Source organism: Exiguobacterium sp. s39 (genome assembly GCF_018618925.1).
In the GTDB taxonomy this organism is placed as follows: Bacteria; Bacillota; Bacilli; order Exiguobacteriales; family Exiguobacteriaceae; genus Exiguobacterium_A; species Exiguobacterium_A abrahamii.
Map to the genome: position 1 here is coordinate 1779738 of NZ_JACSNA010000001.1, position 20101 is coordinate 1799838.

The 20101-nt window shown below is 50.6% G+C and carries 22 protein-coding genes, 1 other RNA gene and 1 pseudogene; 2 read left to right on the plus strand and 22 right to left on the minus strand.

Annotated elements, in window-relative coordinates; translation table 11 throughout:
* Positions 1–138: 138 nt before the first annotated feature.
* From hisIE to KNQ11_RS09355, 9 genes and pseudogenes are all read right to left on the minus strand, one after another.
* Positions 139–754 (minus strand): annotated as a pseudogene (gene hisIE / locus KNQ11_RS16815) (bifunctional phosphoribosyl-AMP cyclohydrolase/phosphoribosyl-ATP diphosphatase HisIE).
* Positions 751–1500, minus strand: coding sequence for an imidazole glycerol phosphate synthase subunit HisF (gene hisF, locus KNQ11_RS09320; protein ID WP_023469183.1), 750 nt, complete (start codon positions 1498–1500; stop codon positions 751–753). Before hisF ends, hisIE begins: the two are co-directional and overlap by 4 nt.
* The gene (gene hisA / locus KNQ11_RS09325; protein ID WP_035396350.1) at positions 1494–2198 is read right to left on the minus strand and encodes a 1-(5-phosphoribosyl)-5-[(5-phosphoribosylamino)methylideneamino]imidazole-4-carboxamide isomerase; all 705 of its coding nucleotides are present in this window, start codon (positions 2196–2198) and stop codon (positions 1494–1496) included. Before hisA ends, hisF begins: the two co-directional genes overlap by 7 nt.
* A complete protein-coding gene (gene hisH, locus KNQ11_RS09330) occupies positions 2171–2758 on the minus strand; it encodes an imidazole glycerol phosphate synthase subunit HisH (RefSeq protein WP_023469185.1) in 588 nt (195 codons plus the stop codon). Before hisH ends, hisA begins: the two co-directional genes overlap by 28 nt.
* Positions 2755–3336, minus strand: coding sequence for an imidazoleglycerol-phosphate dehydratase HisB (hisB, locus tag KNQ11_RS09335; RefSeq protein ID WP_214771232.1), 582 nt, complete (start codon positions 3334–3336; stop codon positions 2755–2757). Before hisB ends, hisH begins: the two co-directional genes overlap by 4 nt.
* Positions 3309–4280 carry a pyridoxal phosphate-dependent aminotransferase gene (locus tag KNQ11_RS09340; RefSeq protein ID WP_064299440.1) on the minus strand — a complete coding sequence of 324 codons (972 nt, stop codon included), beginning with the start codon at positions 4278–4280 and terminating at the stop codon, positions 3309–3311. The genes hisB and KNQ11_RS09340 overlap by 28 nt, the downstream gene beginning before the upstream one ends.
* Positions 4280–5497 (minus strand): histidinol dehydrogenase, encoded by a 1218-nt coding sequence (hisD, locus tag KNQ11_RS09345; RefSeq protein ID WP_064299439.1) that lies wholly within the window; start codon positions 5495–5497, stop codon positions 4280–4282. The genes KNQ11_RS09340 and hisD overlap by 1 nt, the downstream gene beginning before the upstream one ends.
* Positions 5494–6105, minus strand: a complete 612-nt coding sequence (hisG, locus tag KNQ11_RS09350; protein ID WP_023469189.1) for an ATP phosphoribosyltransferase — start codon at positions 6103–6105, stop codon at positions 5494–5496. The genes hisD and hisG overlap by 4 nt, the downstream gene beginning before the upstream one ends.
* Entirely contained in the window at positions 6106–6927 is an 822-nt protein-coding gene (locus KNQ11_RS09355; RefSeq protein ID WP_035396343.1) for an ATP phosphoribosyltransferase regulatory subunit, read from the minus strand. It lies immediately after the preceding gene.
* A gap of 123 nt (positions 6928–7050) precedes the next feature.
* Here KNQ11_RS09355 and hisJ point away from each other — a divergent pair, with 123 nt between their 5' ends.
* Positions 7051–7845, plus strand: a complete 795-nt coding sequence (hisJ, locus tag KNQ11_RS09360) for a histidinol-phosphatase HisJ (RefSeq protein WP_214771235.1) — start codon at positions 7051–7053, stop codon at positions 7843–7845.
* A gap of 38 nt (positions 7846–7883) precedes the next feature.
* Here the strand turns inward: hisJ and KNQ11_RS09365 are convergent, their stop codons facing one another.
* The 3 genes from KNQ11_RS09365 to hxlA all read right to left on the minus strand — a co-directional run bounded on the left by KNQ11_RS09365 (position 7884) and on the right by hxlA (position 10011).
* Complete coding sequence (locus KNQ11_RS09365; RefSeq protein ID WP_214771238.1) at positions 7884–8654, minus strand: DUF4367 domain-containing protein; 771 nt, start codon at positions 8652–8654, stop codon at positions 7884–7886.
* Positions 8655–8826: 172 nt separating this feature from the next.
* Positions 8827–9375, minus strand: a complete 549-nt coding sequence (gene hxlB, locus KNQ11_RS09370) for a 6-phospho-3-hexuloisomerase (protein WP_133207676.1) — start codon at positions 9373–9375, stop codon at positions 8827–8829.
* Positions 9376–10011 (minus strand): 3-hexulose-6-phosphate synthase, encoded by a 636-nt coding sequence (gene hxlA / locus KNQ11_RS09375; RefSeq protein ID WP_023469194.1) that lies wholly within the window; start codon positions 10009–10011, stop codon positions 9376–9378.
* Between the two features lie 203 nt (positions 10012–10214).
* Here hxlA and hxlR point away from each other — a divergent pair, with 203 nt between their 5' ends.
* A complete protein-coding gene (hxlR, locus tag KNQ11_RS09380; protein ID WP_075643057.1) occupies positions 10215–10580 on the plus strand; it encodes a transcriptional activator HxlR in 366 nt (121 codons plus the stop codon).
* Between the two features lie 56 nt (positions 10581–10636).
* Here hxlR and KNQ11_RS09385 read toward each other — a convergent pair whose 3' ends face one another.
* From KNQ11_RS09385 to KNQ11_RS09430, 10 genes are all read right to left on the minus strand, one after another.
* Positions 10637–11146 (minus strand): GNAT family N-acetyltransferase, encoded by a 510-nt coding sequence (locus KNQ11_RS09385; RefSeq protein WP_133207677.1) that lies wholly within the window; start codon positions 11144–11146, stop codon positions 10637–10639.
* Between the two features lie 72 nt (positions 11147–11218).
* On the minus strand, positions 11219–12058 hold the full coding sequence (locus tag KNQ11_RS09390; RefSeq protein WP_069940918.1) for a GIY-YIG nuclease family protein: 840 nt from the start codon (positions 12056–12058) through the stop codon (positions 11219–11221).
* Positions 12059–12183: 125 nt separating this feature from the next.
* Positions 12184–12542, minus strand: a transfer-messenger RNA (tmRNA) gene (gene ssrA / locus KNQ11_RS09395).
* A 58-nt stretch (positions 12543–12600) separates the two neighbouring features.
* Entirely contained in the window at positions 12601–13071 is a 471-nt protein-coding gene (gene smpB, locus KNQ11_RS09400; protein WP_023469198.1) for an SsrA-binding protein SmpB, read from the minus strand.
* Between the two features lie 32 nt (positions 13072–13103).
* The gene (gene rnr, locus KNQ11_RS09405; RefSeq protein WP_214771255.1) at positions 13104–15458 is read right to left on the minus strand and encodes a ribonuclease R; all 2355 of its coding nucleotides are present in this window, start codon (positions 15456–15458) and stop codon (positions 13104–13106) included.
* A gap of 14 nt (positions 15459–15472) precedes the next feature.
* On the minus strand, positions 15473–16213 hold the full coding sequence (locus KNQ11_RS09410) for an alpha/beta hydrolase (protein WP_023469200.1): 741 nt from the start codon (positions 16211–16213) through the stop codon (positions 15473–15475).
* Positions 16214–16314: 101 nt separating this feature from the next.
* Complete coding sequence (gene secG, locus KNQ11_RS09415) at positions 16315–16548, minus strand: preprotein translocase subunit SecG (protein ID WP_023469201.1); 234 nt, start codon at positions 16546–16548, stop codon at positions 16315–16317.
* A 147-nt stretch (positions 16549–16695) separates the two neighbouring features.
* Positions 16696–17613, minus strand: coding sequence for a ribose ABC transporter substrate-binding protein RbsB (gene rbsB, locus KNQ11_RS09420; protein ID WP_058713316.1), 918 nt, complete (start codon positions 17611–17613; stop codon positions 16696–16698).
* 27 nt (positions 17614–17640) lie between these two features.
* On the minus strand, positions 17641–18609 hold the full coding sequence (gene rbsC, locus KNQ11_RS09425; RefSeq protein ID WP_050678685.1) for a ribose ABC transporter permease: 969 nt from the start codon (positions 18607–18609) through the stop codon (positions 17641–17643).
* 1 nt (position 18610) lies between these two features.
* Complete coding sequence (locus KNQ11_RS09430) at positions 18611–20089, minus strand: sugar ABC transporter ATP-binding protein (protein WP_056062932.1); 1479 nt, start codon at positions 20087–20089, stop codon at positions 18611–18613.
* Positions 20090–20101: the final 12 nt, after the last annotated feature.

Sequence of the window (20101 nt, forward strand, 5' to 3'; positions counted from 1 at the left end):
AGACTAACACTTTGATTATACGCTCTGAAGCGACAGCGTGCCTATCGAAAGATTCTGTCGATTTGATGACAACCGTCATCTGTTTGTCTTTTCCCGCTTATACAAAAATCCACACCGTCTATGCGATGTGGATGTCGTTTACCATTGTTCAATATCCGGGCGATCCTTGAACGTCGATTTTGTACCGTGACGTTCGTTAAGGACGGCTTCGACTTCTTTGAATGAGACACCGCGCTCAGCGAGCAAGACCGTTAAGTGATACAACAAGTCTGCTGTCTCTTCTGCTAACGTATCGTTACCAGCAAGAACGACTTCAAATGCCTCTTCACCGAACTTCTTCGCGATCTTCTCATACCCAGAAGCAATCAAATAGTTCGTATAGGATTCTGCTTCTTTCGCGTCAATCTTCGCTTTGACCGTCTGTTCCAGTTCGTATAACATCGGGCACCTCCACTTCCGTATAGAAACAACTGCGATTTCCGGTATGGCATGTCGGACCATTCGCTTTGACCGTGATCAAGAGACTATCCTGATCACAATCGATCCACATCCGTTTGAGTTCAAGCGTGTTCCCGCTCGTCTCCCCCTTTGTCCAGAGGCGATTCTTCGTCCGCGAGAAGAAGGTGACGAGACCGGTCGCAAGCGTCTTATCATAAGCGGCTTGGTCCATGAAGCCGACCATCAAGACATCGTTCGTCTGTTCGTCGACGACGACGGCAGCGACGAGTCCTTTTGAAAAATTCAATGTCGTCATCGGACTTCGACTCCCCGTTCTTTGAGGTAGGCTTTCGTTTCCGGCATCGTGTACGTCGCTTCATGGAAGATCGAAGCAGCTAAGGCTGCGTCAGCGCCTGCTTCCAATCCTTCCGCCAAGTGATCGAGTGTCCCGACACCGCCGGAAGCGATAATCGGCACGTTGACGACTTCACGCAGACGACGGATCAAGGCGAGATCATACCCGTCTTTTGTTCCGTCAGCGTCCATCGACGTGACGAGTAACTCGCCGGCACCGAGGGCGACAGCTTCCTGTGCCCACTCGATCGCGTCACGTCCGACGGGTTGTGTTCCACCGTGAGAGAAGACACCCCATGAGTCACCGGTCTGCTTCGCATCGATTGCGACGACCGTCGCTTGGACACCGAACAGGCGGCTGACTTCTTGAATCAGTTGTGGATTTTGAAGCGCTGATGAGTTGAGTGAGACTTTGTCAGCACCGGCACGAATCAAGCGTTTCGCGTCTTCGATCGTCTTGATTCCGCCACCGACCGTAAACGGCATATAGATGACTTCTGCGACGCGTTCGACGATATCAAGCATCGTCTCGCGCCCTTCTTGCGTTGCTGAGATATCGAGCAGGACGAGTTCATCTGCCCCTTGTTCGTAATAATACTTTGCGACGGCAACCGGGTCACCGAGATCACGTAGATTCTGGAATTTGACCCCTTTGACGACACGTCCTTCCTTGACGTCAAGACAGGGAATGATTCGTTTCATCAGCATACGCGCAACACCTCTTTTAAGGCAAGTGATCCGTCGAGTAACGCCCGACCGACGACCGCTCCGTCCATCCCGATTTCTTTGAGGCGCGCGACGTCATCGACTGTCGTCACACCACCAGAAGCAATCAATTCGACCCCTTCCCGCTTTAGACGATCGAGTCCATCAACGTCCGGTCCCATCATCATTCCGTCACGCGAAATGTCTGTATAAAGGAACGTCTTGATGCCTTTGCCGATCAGGTGTGTCATTGCCTCTTCAAGCGTCCAACCGCTCGCTTCGAGCCAGCCGCGTGTTTGAACGATACCTTCTTTGGCATCTAACGCAACAGCCAGTTTATCACCAGCGAGAGCAATCATCTGCTCGAGCAACGCTTCATCTTCTAGGGCGACCGTGCCGACGAGAATCCGGTCGATTCCGGCACCGACGTATGCTTCGACGGTTTCGATGTTACGGACACCACCACCAGCTTCGACGAACAAACCGGTCTCCTTTTTGATGTCGGCGATCAAGCTCAAGTGCAACGGTTCGCCGGCCTTCGCACCATCAAGATCGATCAAGTGGATCGCTGTCGCCCCATCTTCCTTGAAGCGCTTCGCAATCGTCAACGCATCACCGAAGAATGTCTGTTGGTCAAAATCTCCTTGCTTCAGGCGTACGGCCTGTCCGCTCATTAAATCGATTGCTGGGTAGAGTTGCATGTCGTCTCTCTCCATTCCTTCAGTAGTTTCAGTCCGACTTCGCCACTCTTCTCCGGGTGGAACTGCATCCCTGTGACTTGTCCTTTTTGAACGATTGCCGGAACAAGACGTCCGTATTCAACCGCGTCGACGATCCATTCTGGGTCACAAACAGCGCCGTACGAGTGGACGAAATAGACCGCTTCGCCGTGGTTCGTCAGCTGGTGCCAACCCATGTGCGGCAAGCGGACGTCATTCGGTAATTTTTCGATCGTTCCCGGTAAAATCCCGAGACCTTCCGTCAGTCCATCTTCGTCACTTGATTCAAAGAGCAGTTGCATCCCGAGGCAAATCCCAAGAAACGGTTTCTTTTCCGCTTGTTCTTTTAAGAAGTCGACGAGTCCCGTTTCCTTCAGGCGCTCCATTGCCGGTGCATAAGCACCGACACCCGGTAAGACGAGTGCTTCCGCTTGGTCGAGCAACTCCGTGTCACTCGTGACGATGACTGCTTCGCCGAGCTCCTTTAACGCCCGCTCGACATTCGCGATATTCCCGACGCCATAATCGACGATTGCTATCATTGATCAATCAACCCTTTCGTAGACGGTACGCCTTCGCTCGTCACGGCGACTGCCTGACGGACGGCCCGACCGAGTGCTTTGAACAACCCTTCGATCATGTGATGCGTGTTCGAGCCATATAAGACTTCAGCATGAATCGTCATCCGGGCACTGCGCGATAAGCCTTGGAAGAACTCTTCTGCGAGTTCCGTATCAAAGTCACCGAGCTTCGGATTCTTGAAGCTAGTACGGAAGACCGTGAACGGACGACCGCTGAAGTCAAGGACGACCGACGCGAGTGTCTCGTCCATCGGCACACGGGATTCACCGTAGCGTTCAATCCCGGCTTTATCGCCGAGCGCTTCCGTCAACGCTGCCCCGAGAACGATCGCGGTATCTTCGACCGTGTGGTGGGCATCGATCCACGTATCACCTTTTGCGGTTACCTTCAGACCGATTCGAGCCTGGAAGGCGAATAACGTCAACATATGATCAAAGAAACCGACACCGGTCTTAATCTCAACCGGACCTCCTGCGAGATCGACCTCGACCTTGATGTCTGATTCTGCACTTACTCGTTCGCTTGCGCCACGCCGCATCGTAATTCCTCCTCTACACACGTTTCTAATACTTGCATTGCTTCTGGTGACCCGCAACTGACACGGAATGCTTGGTTAAACAAGCGGATCCGTAATCCGGCGTCAGCACAACGCTGCGTAAAGCGTTCGGCTTCTGGATACTCGACGTAGACGAAGTTCGCTGCACTGGGATACGTCTTGCCGATTGGGGCAAGAATCCGTTCGATTGCTTCACGGCTCGCATACGTTTCCTCTAAGACCCGATCGAGTTCCGGTTCTGCCATGATGGCGATACCGACAGCTGCTGATAGACCAGAGACGTTATATGGTGATTTAATCTGTTCGATTTCTTCAATGATTTGTTCGCTCGCGATGACAAAACCGAGTCGGAGCGATGCGAGTCCGAACGCTTTCGAGAGCGTCCGTAAGATGATCGCTTTCGGATATTCCTCGAGTAAGTGAAGCATCGACTGTTCGAGCGCGAAGTCGATGTACGCCTCATCGATGACGACGTATTTGCCACTGTCGAGCAACCGACGGATGTCCGCTTCCTTGCGGAGGACACCGGACGGATTGTGCGGGTGACTCAAGAAGATGATCTCCCCCGGTGCTGCGATCAATCCGTCGACGTCAAGCGCCATCTCGTCGAGTAACGGCACGCGTTCAAACGGTGCCCGTGCTCGGTCAGCGTAGAACTGGTACATGACGAAGTCCGGTTCCGAGGCGATGACTGGCATCCCGGGTCCGCCGTAGCGGGCACATAAGTAGCCGATCAACTCATCCGAGCCGTTCCCGGCGACGAGTTGCGTCGGACGGACACCAGCGTATGTTGCGTACGATGTCTTAACTTGATCGATGATCTCGACAGGATATTCATTTAAAGGGAACGTTGCGATCAATTCCTGGATCGCTTCGATCCCGACTGGACTGTGGGTCGTGAATCGTTCGTTTTGGTGTAATCGCATTAGTCTTCCCTCACTTCGATGGCTTGTGCGTGTGCTTCGAGTCCTTCAACCCGGGCAACGGTCTTCGCTGCGTTCGCGAGACGTTGTACGCCTGCGCGTGTGGCTTCGAGCATCGTCTGGTGACGCAGGAATGTCCGCGCTGATAATCCAGACGCAAAACGAGCTGTACCGGACGTTGGTAAGACGTGGTTCGTTCCGGCGACGTAATCACCGAGCGTTTCTGGTGTCTCGTGACCGAGGAAAATCATCCCGGCGTGACGGATCGATTTGACGACCTCTTGCGGATTGGCAACGGCAAGTTCCAAGTGCTCCGCTGCCAAACGATTCGCTTCTTCAATCGCTGTTTCGAGTGGAGCGACGAAGACACCACCGTTTTCCATCGCACGACGGGCAATCTCTTGACGCGGCAATTGTTGTAAGCGCCGCTCGATTTCCGTGTCCACCGCTTGTTTCATCTCTTCCGTTGGCACGAAGGCGATTGCGACAGCGTCACGGTCGTGTTCGGCTTGGGCAAGTAAGTCGGCTGCGATCCGGTCCGGATGCGCTGTTTCGTCCGCGATGACGACAACTTCCGATGGACCGGCAACCGAGTCGATGCCAACAATCCCGTAGACTTGGCGTTTTGCTTCAGCGACGAAGCGGTTCCCGGGTCCGACGATCAAGTCGACGGCTTGGATGCTTTCTGTTCCGAATGTTAGCGCGGCAACAGCTTGCGCTCCACCGATCGTATAGATTTCTGTCACACCAGCGATCCGTGCCGCAACGAGCACCTCGTCACTTAAGTTCGTCATCGGCGTCACCATGACGACCCGTTCGACACCAGCGACTTTTGCTGGAATGGCGTTCATCAAGACCGTCGACGGATAACTGGCTGCTCCACCTGGAACGTAGATCCCGACCGAATCAACAGGAACGAACCGTTGACGTCGTGTCACGTCTGCCTCGACGAGTTCGATGTCCGACGGCAGTTCTTGTTCGTGCCATTCGACGAGTCGTGTCGCCATCAACTTCAACGAGTCGATCAAGTTGGCGTCTGCCTGTTCAAAGGCTTGCGTGATCCGTGTTTCACTGAGGCGGAAATCTTCAAGATCGACCTGATCGAATTGGTTCGTATAATCGCGGACAGCAGCGTCACCGTCTGTTGCGACGCGTTCGAGAATCGCGCGGACCGCGAGCTCCGTGTCGCGATCGATGCTGAAAGGTTTTGTCGGTGTCATGATCGTGTCACTCCTTCTGTCAATTGCTCCAGCAAGCGGATGACTTCAACCCGCTTCCGTTTTAACGTCCATTCGCTCGTAAAGAATCGAGCGCTGATATCGATGATTTTTTCGTATTCGTTTAGTCCGTTCGCCCGTAACGTCTCACCTGTCTCGACGATATCGACGATCGCGTCAGCGAGTCCGAGTAACGGTGCTAACTCGACCGAACCGTTCAGCGGTACGATGTCGACGTCGACACCGAGCTCGCTGAAGTAGCGTTTCGCGATGACCGGATACTTCGTCGCAATCCGGACGCGGCGTCCACCTTCGAATTGCAAAGGCTCCTTCGCGCAGACCGACATCCGGCAGACACCAAACGGTAATTCCGCGAGTTCTGATAGTTCTTGATCCGATTCGAGTAAGATATCACTCCCCGTAATCGCGACATCGAGGACACCTTGAGCAACGTACGGAATCAAGTCCGATCCTTTCATGAAGACGAATTCGTGCTCGCCCCGTTTGACGATCAGTTCGCGTTCAATGGCTCCCCATGTCTCGACGCCAGCTTCTTTTAGATAACGTTCTGTCGCTTTCGACAGCCGTCCTTTCGTAATTCCGATTCGCATTTAGAGCACCTCCGCCAACCGTTCGACCGAGAATCCGATGCCGAACGCCTGTTGTTCTTGTCCGAATTGTTCATAAAGCCGGTCATAGCGTCCACCGACGAGGACGGGTTCCGTCACACCTTCGATGAAACCGTGAATCGTGATCCCGTCGTAGTACGTCTGTAAGCCCATTTGTCCGAAGTCGAGATCGGCATTGACGGCTTCCGCGAGATCAAGCACGGCATTGAGTCGTGTTTCGTCGACGTACGGTAAGATCGTTTCTGCCCCTTCACGTCCGAATAATAAAGGTAGTTTTGCAAGTAAAGCATCATCGAGTTGACCCGCGATCCGCTTCAGTTCGATGACGTTACGTAAACGGAGCATCTGCGTCACTTGGTCGCGTAAGTGGTGATCACCGACACGCGTCTCGATCAAATGCTCGATCAATCCGGCATCACCGATCGAGAGTGTGACTTCTTTTCCCGTCAGTTCCTCGACGAGTCGGACCGCGAGTTGGATTGCTTCGACTTCTGCGATTTGTCCCCGTTCCTCGAATCCGACCTGGAACTTCTCTTCCGGTTGAAAGACCGAGCCACTGTAGAAGACACGTTTATATTGTTCGCGACCACGTTCGCTGAGTGCACGCGCGACACTAGTCGTAAAATCCATCCGAATCTGTTCCCGTCCACCGATTTCCTCAATTAAGGGGGTGATTAATCGGGTATAGTTAGATTGTTCGAGTCCATCTTCGAGCTGACGGATGACCTGTTGGAGCCGCGTTGCCGAGGCACCGACATAGTCCGTCGCTCCATCCTTGAGTCGAATCGTAGAAAATGATTGCATACTCCCACTCCTTTATCTTATTATCACTGTACCACGCTAAATTATTTAACGATAAGATACCGCGTTTCGGGCACATTGTCAATCGCTTTGCTTGCCAATTCTAAAAAAATCGGAGGGTTACTCATGCAATTATTGAAATGGGACGGTCACGTCCACAGTCCATATTGTCCACACGGTACGAAGGATCCACTCGAAGCCTACATCGAGCGTGCCTTAGAGCAAGGCTTAGAACGAATCAGCTTCACGGAACATGCCCCTTTACCTGAAGGTGTGACGGATCCTGCGCCAGATAATGATTCCGGAATGTCGTTCGCGACAGCCGATGCCTACCTGAAGGAATTAACGCAACTCCGCGAGACATACAAGAATCAAATTGATATCCGGATCGGGATGGAGTTCGACTACTGGGAAGGGCATGTCGACGGGACGCGTGACATCATCGCCCGCTATGCTGACGTCTTAACCGACGGCATTCTCTCACTGCATTACTTATACATCGATGAGCAATATTACGGCGTCGACTTCAGCAAGGAAAGCTTCGGTGAGATCGTCACGAAACTCGGAAGCGTCACGGCGGTCCATGAACGGTATTATGAAGGGATCCAAGCCCTCGTCATGACGGACCTCGGTGCACACCAGCCGAAGCGACTCGGTCACTTGACGTTACCGACGAAGTTCATCCAAGCCTATCCGCTCGAATCGAATCCAACGAACCTCGACGACACGTTACGAAAGATCCGTCAGGCGAACTTCGCACTCGACGTCAATACGGCAGGACTCCGGAAGCCGTTATGTGGTCTTTCCTATCCTTACCCGGAACTCCTGCAAGTCACGCAGTCGTTATCGATTCCACTCGTCTATGGATCAGATGCCCACCTCGCAAAAGATGTCGGTGCTGATTTTGATTTCAAATGGTAAATAAAAATCCGGATGCCGCAGCGTCCGGATTTTTTTGTTTAAGAATACGGGAAATCAGTAGCGTCGACAGGAGCAATCGATCGTGCTAATTTTTTTAATTGTGCTAGCGACACGTTACCGGACAGGAGGACAATTTGATTGTCCTCGACGTAATAGATATTCGCTTTCTCTTGTTTTTCTTGGAAGTAAGCCGTCTGTCCGTTTGCAAGCGTCGTTTCCTTCCAGTCTTCGCCTTGAACGTCTTGCTTCGGAACAACGGTAAGCAGAATCGTTTGGGACTTCGTGTGGAAGAACCAGACACTATCGTCCCCATTAGGAGTCGAACTACTCATAATCGCTTGGAATGTCGAGAACGGTAAATTCAAGCCGCGAGCAGAACTACTCTTCTTAATGTTTTGAACGTCGTCATATGAGACGCCTCCTAACATCCAGTTCTTCTCTTGCTTGGTATACTCTAGTACAGCAAGACGATTTGCTCCTTTTGGGTAATGCAGTGTCACGTAAGCATGATTTCCGACAACGATACTACTCCAGATATCGCGTTCAGTCGGATGCGCTTTTGTTCCATCTTTAAAGTAAAACGTCACGTGACGTCGAAAATCCGCTTCAAACGAATCCTGTTCTGAAAAGTCTTTCGCTTTAATGCGTTGTACGATGGCATCAGGATCAGCACCATCCTCAGCAGTGTTATCCTCAATCCATTGCGTTTGAAGTTGATTTAAAGGCGGAACTTTGTCCGGTTCTGCACAACCGGTTAAGATACTTGTAACTAATAAAGTACTGATCAAACCAATCCGTTGAAATCGCATGATAATCTCCTTTTCCTCTTTTTTCCTTTCTTTGAGTATCGCATGCTTCAAGATCATACTTTTAAGAAAACTGTAAAAACAGGGGAAGGAAAATCTTCGAGTGTATAAATTTCTACAGACAAAAACAGACTAGCCCTCTTCTATTGAAGAGAACTAATCTGTTTCATATGCATCACTCTAAGTTGGCATGTTTCCCGTACATCGTTTGTGAATCGAGCTGCTTCTCTTCCATGATCTGCAGAATCAAGGCATCATAGAACAACAACATCGTCTGTTCGAACAATGAGCCCATCGGTTGAACCGTCTCATCCGCTGATGCCGTTTGTTCTTTCGGAACCCCAGGCAGTTGGACGATCAAGTCGGCTAATCGTGCTAACGTCGACGTCGAATTGATCGTGACGACGGCAACCGTGCCACCGAGTTGCTGTGCTTTCTCGACGATTGGAATCAAGGTTTTTGTCTCACCCGATCCGGAACCGACGATTAACACGTCACCCTCGCGTAAATTCGCCGTGACCGTCTCGCCGACGACATAAGCATCGAGTCCCATGTGCATCAACCGCATGACGAACGCTTTCCCCATCAAGCCGGAGCGACCAGCTCCTGCGAGAAAAATTCGGTTCGCTTGCAGCACAGCGTCTGCCAGTTCTTTTGTCTCGGTCGCATCGATTGCTTCGACCGTCGAGGTCAGTTCTTCGATAATCGTTTGAATGTGTGTCATTTACGCCTCTTGCAACATCCGGTGCATCGTTGACGCTGTCTCTTGTTTATCATCTTGTCCCGTGATGCCGCCACCGACGATGATCAGATCAGGACGTGCAGCGATGACTTCCGGTAACGTCTCCATCTTAATACCACCCGCAACAGCTGTTTTTGCGTTTGTCACAACCGATTTGATTGTCGCAAGATCCTCGAACGAGTTTTGACCGACTGCTTGGAGATCGTAACCTGTGTGGACACAGATGTAGTCGACGCCTAATGCATCAAGTTCTTTCGCCCGTGTTGCGATATCTTTCACAGCAATCATATCAACGAGAATCTGTTTGCCTGATTTTTTAGCTTCTTCGACTGCTCCTTTGATCGACATGTCTTCCGCTGCACCAAGGATCGTCACGATGTCAGCACCGTGTGCGACAGCTTGGCTGACTTCGTACCCGGCAGCATCCATGATCTTCAAGTCAGCGAGGACCGTTAAATTCGGGAATGCAGCTTTCATTTCTTTGACGGCGCGGAGCCCTTCGTTGATGACGACCGGTGTGCCGATCTCGACGATATCTAAATTGTCTTCCCCGATTTCTTTGACTAAAGCGATCGCACCTGCTGTATCGACTAAATCAATTGCGAGTTGTAATTTCATTTGTACCTCTCCCATTCTTCTCTGTATTGTCGTACCTGACACTTCCTTCGGACGTTCATGAAGGAACAGGACTAAATATAATCCGCAGGAGCATTCTTGAGAAGTACGCACTTTTAATTTACATAGTGCGGTTTTTCATACATAGTGCGGAAAAGTATACTGTCGATCGGAAGAAAGACTATACTGGAACAGGAGGTGGAACGATGCCACATTTTGAAGACCGTCAGTTTAACTGTGAGAAGGAATTGACCCTCTCGATCATCGGAGGAAAATGGAAGATGCTCATTCTTTGGCACTTAGGCAAGGAAGGAACGAAACGCTTTGGGGAACTGAAAAGTCTGATGCCCGGGATCACGCAACGGATGCTCGTCAATCAACTGCGGGAACTCGAAGATCACCACATCATTCACCGGGAAGTCTATCCGGTCGTACCACCGAAGGTCGAATATTCTTTGACACCGCATGGTCATAGCTTAATGCCGATTTTAGATGCGATGTATGACTGGGGTAAGGATTATGCGAAAAACGTCTTGGAGATCGACTTCGAACAACAAAAAGTATCCCCATAAAAAAAGATGCTCATGGTCTCGTCTCTTTTCAGAGATAAGCCCACGGAGCATCTTTTTTAGGATTCTTCCGTCGTATAAATCTTCGACATCGCCAGTTCATCGACGTATTCGCCATCGATGAAGAGCGACGCAATCCGTGTCCCTTCGATGTTGAAGCCAAACTTATGATAGAGTTCGATTGCCCGCAGGTTATCCTTGCGAACCGTCAACTCAAGTCGGATGAGTCCTGCTTCAACAGCAAAGGTATCAACCGCTTCAAGTAGACCCGCACCAAGCCCCCGACCCGTATAGGCATCGAGCAAGCCGATGACGAGGTTCGCCCGGTGACGAATCCGACTCGGCTCACCACCAACGACGAGCACATACCCGACGAGTTGCTCGTCGATGTCCACGACAAAGATGTCCGAGTTGGCAGCCTGACCGAACTTCTCGATGAACGCCTCCGCCTGTTCCGTTGACAAGACGCGTTCTTCCGGCTCATACAACATATATTTCGTTTCCCGATCAATGCGTCGCATCAAGTCCGATAAGGCTTTTCCGTCCATCAACGTGGCGCGTCGTATCATAGGTGTCAGCTCCTTTTTTTACAATATTACAGCCTATTTTTACTCTATTCCAACATTATAGAAAGTAAAAAATCAAGATAAATTCTTTAAAATAACTCCATGTTTATTCTTCCATTCGACTAATCCATTGGCACTTCTGCCCGTCACAATATCAGCTGCTAACGAAGGACTCGAAAACAATAAGTCTTCGATTACTATGTATTCTCCATCAATTATTTGAACTTTATTAGAGTCAATTAATTCTTTTCTTTTAACTTTCAATCGTTCCGAGAATGAATTGACAACTTCTGACGCAATTTTTGAGTTTTTAAAAACAACGAACCCTTCTGATGTTTGAACCCCCGTACTGTCGGCACCTCTTGAGCTTTTTAAGTATAGAACGTTCTCATTCTCAGTATCGATATTCTTTTGAACTTCTGAGAATAATTTATGTCCTAACATATTTACCAACATTTCAACATTCTCACTAAAAGTATTCATTTCAGCACGATCTGCTTCAGAGATAGAAGGCATCGGGGGAATATTACCGTTTACGATTTTATAACGGTTTGCTTTTTTTGCTTTATGATACAATTTGTTCTCCAAATATTTAATATGTGCTTTATTCAAGTTCTCATCTTTACTAATAAACACAATCACTTCATTCCAAAAATCTTTTTCACGTAAATGATCTTGAAGACGATTATACACTTCTTCAGCCTCACCAATATAAACTGCTTCTTCATCTTCTTCGTTTCGACCGAACAACATATAAATTCCAGTTGAATTTAAATTAGGGCGATCATTACATTTTTTAACTTCAGTACGTGGAATTCTATAAGCGAGACCAGTCCAATTTGACAACTCACACGTTAATCTGCCATCAGAATTACCATCAATTAAAAACATTTTAATTGTTTGACCAAATTTCATATTTTGTTCTCCTTATTAATTTTTTATTTTATTTCTAATATTCATAAATAGTTTTTTATACTAAAAAGTACTTGAACCCATTTAATGAGATTCAAGTACTTTTTTTGAAATCCACTGATTTCGTCGTATGGAGACGGTGGGAGTCGAACCCACGTCCGAAGGCATCGTATACTTAAGCTTCTACGTGTGTAGTCAATTTATTGGGATCTCGTCGTCAGGCTGCCAATTGACAGGCGTCCGTCCGACCAGTCTGATTCCATCTCTTCTCTTTCCCTCCAGACGGAAGGGTCCAAGCGTAGCCTGTTTAAAGTGAGACCCTAGAAATCAGCCGACCAGGCGACAGCTGCTAGGATCCGCAGTTGCTATTACGCTGCTGCGAGTTGTGTGTTAGTTTTGCCAGTTATGGCTGGTGCGTTTTAACGAGGCCGACCCCTCGACACGCCACAGAAGACCGAACTACCCCCGTCGAATCCGTAACGTCCCCAAGATATAAAATTGGGGCTTTCCGAATACTAATATTCTAGCAGAAAAGTGTTACGGGTTCAATACTTTTGCTTATCGCGTAGTGCTCGTTCGATATCACGCTTTGCATCCTTCTTCTTCAGATCATCGCGTTTATCGAATTTCTTCTTGCCGCGTCCGAGTCCAATCAAGCATTTCGCGTACCCGTTCTTGATGTAGACTTTCAGCGGAACGATCGTATAACCGTCCCGTGAGACCGCACCGATCAAGTTCGCGATCTGTTTCTTGTGCAGCAACAGTTTTCGTGGACGGAGCTGTTCATGGTTGTAGCGGTTCCCCTGTTCGAAGTGGGCGATATTCGAGTTCCAAAGAATCGCTTCTCCCCCGTCGAACCGGACGAATGCGTCCCCGATGCTGATTTTTCCTTTACGGACCGATTTGATTTCCGTTCCCGTCAAGACAAGACCGGCTTCAATCGTATCCTCGATCGCATAATCGAACGAGGCCCGTTTGTTGTTCGCTAAGACTTTCGAATCTGTTCCCTTTGGCATGTTCGTTCACCACATTTCCGATGCGGAAGCGCTTATTTGCGCTTCCGTTTCTTATTCGAGACCGCCTTATGGAACGGCGGTTTATCTTTCTTATTCTTTAACGAGAATCCTTTTCCTTTGCTTTGGTCGCTCTTACCCGACCGTTTCTTACCGCGACGATCATCTTTCTTCTTGTCGTCGCGTTTTTGTCCCGGACGTCCACCGCTTGAGCGGATCGTCTTCGACTCGAACCGTTTCTTCGGTTGCCGTTCTGGCATCCCGACGACGCTGAAGTCGATCGTCCGTTCATCGATGTTGACGTTCGTGACCTTGATCTCGACGACATCACCGATCCGGAACTGTTGCTTCGTCCGCTCACCGATCAGCTGATAGTTCGCTTCATCGTAGCGATAGAAGTCATCCGTCATCGCTTGGATGTGGACGAGACCTTCGATCGTGTTCGGCAATTCGACGAACATCCCGAAGTTCGTGACACCACTGACGACGCCTTCAAACATCTCGCCGATGTGTTGCTCCATATATTCGGCTTTCTTCAACGCGTTCGTTTCCCGCTCGGCATCAACGGCACGACGCTCGCGTTTTGACGAGTGATCAGCGATTTCCGGGAGGATCTCTGAGTAACGGTCTTGCGTCTTCTGTGACTTATCGTTGTAGATGACATATTCACGCAACAGACGGTGAACCATTAAGTCTGGGTACCGACGGATCGGTGACGTGAAGTGCGTGTAGTAGTCCGTCGACAGACCGAAGTGACCAATCGGTTCGATGTCGTATTTCGCTTGTTGGAGCGAACGGAGCATGACCGTACTGACGACGGCTTCTTCCGGCTCACCTTCAACAGCGTTCAGGATCGATTGCAATGTCTTCGGTGCGACTGACTCACCCTTGCGTTCGACGTTGATGCCGAAGTTACCGATGAACTTGAAGAACGTATCGAGACGTTCAGCTTTTGGCTCATCGTGGATCCGGTACATGAACGGTAGTTTTTGACGCTGGATGTGCTCCGCGACCGTTTCGTTCGCTGCAAGCATGAACTCTTCGATCAGTTTCTCAGCGACCGAACGTTCCCGGAGGATGATCTCACTCGTCTTGCCTTCTTCGTTGACGAGGACCTTCGCTTCTGGGAAGTCGAAGTTGATCGCCCCACGACGTGAGCGGCGTTCGCGGAGAATTGCTGCGAGTTCCGCCATCTTGTCAAAGTAATCAACGAGATCTTGGTACTTCGCGATCACTTCTTCGTCTTCGCGTTCGACGATTTTCCGGACGTCCGTATACGTCATCCGTTCTGTCGTCTTGATGACACTCTGGAAGATTTCATGGTTGACGACAGCCCCGTTCGCATCGATTTCCATGATACAGCTGAGCGTCAAACGATCAACGTGCGGATTGAGTGAGCAGATTCCGTTCGATAGACGGTGCGGAATCATCGGGATGACGCGGTCGACGAGATAAACACTCGTTCCGCGCTCACGCGCTTCTTCGTCGAGTGCTGAATCTTCTTTGACGTAATGCGAGACGTCAGCGATGTGGACACCAAGCTCGAAGTTACCGTTCGCTAGCTTTTTGACGTGAACCGCATCATCGAGGTCTTTTGCGTCTGCCCCGTCAATCGTCACCGTCAATTCGTTCCGTAGATCGACACGTCCAACTAAATCCTTCTCATCGATTTGATCCGGTACAGCATTTGCCTCAGCGATCGCTTCCGGTGAGAAGTCGACGTTGATCCCGTGCTTGTGGACGATCGATAAGATGTCGACGCCTGGGTCATTTTTGTGACCGATGATTTTTAAGACTTTCGCCGTTCCAGCGTAGCGACCATCGGGATACTTCGTGATCCGGGCAAGGACTTTATGGCCATCGACGGCACCAAGTGTATCATCGTTTGCGACGACCGGTAAGAACGTCAGCTTCGTATCATCCGGTTCGATGTAGGCAATCGATTCAATTCGTCCTTTTGGACTGACGAACGTTCCGACGAAATCGGCTGGTCCGCGTGAGAGAATCTTGAGCAGTTTCCCTTCACGACGGTCGCCGCCGTTTGACTCGGCAAACACTTTGACGAGGACACGGTCGCCGTTATAGACGTTCTTCAGTTCCGGTGCCGGCAAGAAAATATCGCCTTCTGAGCCGTCTTCCGGTGAGACGAAACCGAACCCGCGTTGGTGGACGGAAATCTTCCCTGCGACTTGACCGATCTGCGCGAGCGTTCCGTACTTGTTCGAGCGTGTCCGGGCGATCAACGCTTCGTCTTCCATCGCGTTCAGCGTCCGGATCAATTCCTTGAATGCTTCCGTATCCGCTAGTTCTAGTTTTTTCGTTAATTGATCAATCGACAACGGACGTTCTTCCGTCGTGATGACCGTTAGTATTCGTTCACGTAATTCCAACGTGACACCTCCAGTTACTTGCTCCAGTTCAATGACTCCAGGAAGTCCAAGATGTCAGAGTGGAGCTGGTCTTTTTCTTTGTCGAGCGTAATGACGTGACCTGAGTTCTCATACCAGATCAGCTCTTTTTGGAAGGCACTGACTCCATCATGGATGATGTTCGCGGAGTCGGTGTTGATCATGTGATCGTTGCGCGCTTGGACGACGAGCGTCGGTGCGTAGACGTCCTCGAGCGAATCGCGTGTCTCGCGCAGCAGTTCCTGTAAGTCCTTCAAGGTCGGCATCGGTTCGAAGGACGCCATCTCGTGATCGATCTCTTCTTGTGATTTGCCTTCTCGCTTCTTGAATTCTCGTGCGTACTCGGTGACTCCTGCATACATGACTTCTTCACTTTTGATGTAGGCGGGTGCACACATCGGGATGACCGCTTTGACCGGACGGTTCATCGATAACTTCAGCGACATGACGCCACCGAGCGACAGTCCGCAAACGGCGATTTCGTCATAGCCTTTATCGACGAGTTCTTGATATCCGGCAAGGACATCCTGCCACCAGTCGGCTGGCCCGGTCTTCGTCAGCTCTTCGGGTGGGGCAGCGTGCCCTTTATATTGTGGTGCGAGGGACGTATAGCCCTGCTTTTGCAAGTAGCGACCGAGGATGCGGACATCCGCGCTCGATCCCGTGAATCCGTGTAATAGTAAAACGGCACGTGGGCCGGCTTCGAAAAAGAATGGTTTTGGTAAAGTGATTTTCATAAAATGATTCCCCCTCTAACTCTATACCCCATATCCGGAAAAAATGAATATCGAGAAATACAAAAAACGACAGCGCGATCATACGGCTGTCGTTTCAATGCTCACTTATAAAAAGCGACGAGTAACGCCAAGATGAAGAGTAATGCCCCTAAGATAGACGCCACACGATTTAGGACCGCATCCAAGCCACGAGCTTTTTGGCGACCAAATAATTGTTCTGCTCCACCCGTCAATGCTCCGAGTCCGGTCGTACGACCCGACATCAATAGAACGACGATGATGAGAAGAACGGAAACGACGATGAGGCCGACAAGAGCCACGTTATGAATGATCATCGATGATCCTCCTTCAGTAATATACGCTTCTTTCATTATAGAGAAAAACAAGTACGGGAACAAGGAATAGATTTAGGAACTTTTTCCTGCCTGCTCCACCTGATGAAAAAGAGACACCTGAATCGTCGACTCAGGTGTCCTGTCTTCTTATTGTTTGATCAATTCGAGGTCGACTGGGATGTTCTTCTCGACTGTTTCACCTTTTAAGTGCTTGATCGCTGTCTCGACACCCATCTTCCCGATCTCCGTCGGTTTTTGAGCGATCGTTCCTGCCATTTTTCCATCTTTGACGGCTTTGACGGCATCATCCGTCGCATCGAAGCCGATGACTTTAACATCGTTCAGACCCGCTGCTTTTAACGCTTCGACCGCACCGAGAGCCATTTCATCATTGTGAGCGAAGACGGCTTTGATGTCTTTGTTGTTTTGGAGGATGTTCTCCATGACCGACAATCCTTTTGCCCGGTCGAAGTTTGCTGCTTGTTTTGCGACGACGTCAAGTTTACCGTCGACTGCTTCATGGAACCCTTTACCACGGTCGCGTGTTGCGGATGCTCCTGGAATCCCTTCGAGCTCTACGACTTTTGCTTTGTCGCCGACGAGTTCGATCATGTACTCACCTGCTTGTTTCCCACCAGCGACGTTATCTGACGCGATGTGTGCGACGACGTCGCCTGCTTCTGCATTGCGGTCAACTGTGATGACGGGAATGTTCGCATCGTTCGCTGTTTGGACGGCTGCACCAACTGCTGCTGAATCCGTTGGGTTGATCAAAATGAGATCGACTTTCTTTTGAACCATGTCTTCGATATCGCTTGCTTGTTTTGCCGCGTCATCTTGTGCATCCGCGACTTGAAGCGTTGCGCCTTGTGCTTTTGCTTCTTGTTCTGCCCCTTCTTTTAACGAGACGAAGAATGGGTTGTTGAGGGTTGAAATCGAAAGACCAATCTTGAAGTCCTTCGTCTTCTTTTTCGTTTCACCGTTGCTGCTGCCCGGCTGTTCCGTCGAACAGGCGGCTGCGAAGACCATTAATGCCATCATGACGACTGCAAGTAGTTTTTTCATCGGTAGATCCTCCTTTTTGAGTGTGGGTTACGCTGCTTGTTTCCGGTCCGCGAGTACCGCGAACAAAATGACTAAACCTTTGACGACGAGTTGGAAGAACGAGGAGACACCTAGCAAGTTGAGTCCATTGTTCAGTGTTCCGATGATCAAGGCACCAATCAAGGTACCGACAATCCAGCCACGACCACCTGACAGGCTCGTTCCACCAAGGACGACCGCCGCGATGGCGTCGAGTTCGTACGATGTCCCCGCCGTCGGCTGTGCCGAGTTCAGACGAGACGTCAGGATGATGCCGGCAAGTGCTGCCATCAAGCCTGAGAGTGAGTAAATCATGATTTTGACTTTATTGACTTGAATCCCCATCAATTTCGCTGCTTCTTCGTTGCCGCCGATCGCATACGTATAGCGACCGAACGTCGTCTTCTTCAAGATGAAGTAGAGGACCGCGAAGGCGATCAACATCGTTAGAACCGGTACCGGGAAAATCCAGAAGTAACCGCGTCCGAACAGTTCGAACCAGCCACCTTGGCTTAGACCAGTGATCGGTTTTCCGTCCGTATAGACGAGCGTCAATCCGCGGAAGATCGTCATCGTCGCGAGTGTCGCGATGAATGGTGCGACTTTTCCGAGTGAGATGACCATCCCGTTCAAGGCACCCATGACAGCTCCGACGATCAGACCAGCCAGAACAGCGATCAACGCTGACGTTCCGTCCGTCATCAGACCCGCGACGAAGGCGGACGAGAGAGCGAGAATCGAGCCGACCGATAAATCAATCCCACCCGTCAGAATGACGAACGTCATCCCGAAGGCAATCAAGGCATTGATCGAGACTTGCCGTAAGATGTTAAATAAATTATTTAATGTTAAAAAGTCCGGTTCCATGATCGAGACGACGAGGACAATCGCGAACAACCCTGCGAGTGGTCCAAGCTTTTGTCCGATCCCAAGACGTCTCGGTTTTGCTTCCGTTACCTTGCCTTGCATCAATTCCATATCATTGTCCTCCTGTCGCAAGTGTCATGATGCTTTCTTGCGTCGCTTCCTGTCGTGTCAACATGCCGCTCATCTTGCCTTCGCGCATGACGTAGACCCGGTCGCTCATCCCGAGAATCTCCGGGAGGTCCGAGCTGACCATGATGATCGCGACACCCGCCGCAGCGAGTTCGTTCATGATGAGGTAAATCTCTTTCTTCGCCCCGACGTCGACACCACGTGTCGGTTCGTCGAGAATCAAGACTTTCGGTTGTGTCCCGAGCCACTTCGCGAGGACGACCTTCTGTTGGTTCCCACCGGACAATGACTTCGCCGGCTGGTCCATCGAGCTGTGGCGGACCGAAAGTGACTTCAAGTACCCTTCCGCGAAATCGCGTTCTGCCTGATCCTTGATGACGCCGGAGCGGGATAACGAACGAATCGTTGGCAGCGAGATGTTCTCACGCAGTGAAAAGTCGAGGAACAAGCCTTCGCCTTTGCGGTCCTCGGTCAAAAAGCCGATCCCCTGGCGAATCGCGTCGTACGGTGTCTTGATTTTTAGCGACTGTCCGTTCAGTTCGATCGTCCCTTCTTTCAGGCGATCAACCCCGAACAGTCCACGCATGACTTCTGTCCGCCCCGCACCCATCAAACCAGAGAAGCCGATGATTTCGCCCGCATTGACGGAGAACGAGACATCGTCGAACCGTTTCCCGCTCGCCTGTTTGACTTCAAGGACGGTCGCACCGATCGACACATCACGATCCGGATACCGTTCGCCCATCTCACGACCGACCATCTCCCGGACGATCTGTTCGAACGATGTCTCGGGAATCGCGTGCGTCGAGACGGAAATCCCGTCTCGTAAGACGGTGATCCGGTCGCAAAGCTCGAAGATTTCCTCCATCCGGTGTGAGATATAGACGATCGAGACACCTTGATTGCGTAATGCCGTCGCGACGCTGAACAAGGCACGAATTTCCCGCTCTGTCAGTGCCGCTGTCGGTTCATCCATGATGATGACCTTCGCGTCCGTCATCAAAGCTTTCGCGATCTCAATCATCTGTTGCTGACCGACCGATAACGTCCGAGCCAGTTGGTCGACGTCCATGAAGACGTTCAATTCCGCGAGTTCACGTTCTGCCTGCCGCTTCATCTCCCCTTGCTTGAGAATCCCAAAGCGTGACTTCAACTCCCGTCCGAGAAACAAGTTCTCCGTCACCGTCAAATCCGGGAGGATGTTCAGTTCCTGGTGGATGAAGGCGATCCCCGCTTCTTCGGCAAGCTTCGGATTCTTATACTCGACGTCCTGTCCATCGACGCGGATCGTGCCTGCGTCCGCTTTATGGACACCGGTCAAAATCTTCATCAGCGTCGATTTCCCGGCACCGTTCTCTCCCATCAAGGCGTGGATCTCACCCGCAGCGAGTTCGAAGTCGACACCCTTCAGGACAGGGACGGGACCGAATGCTTTTTTGATACCTGTCATCTCGATACGCATCGCATGACCCCC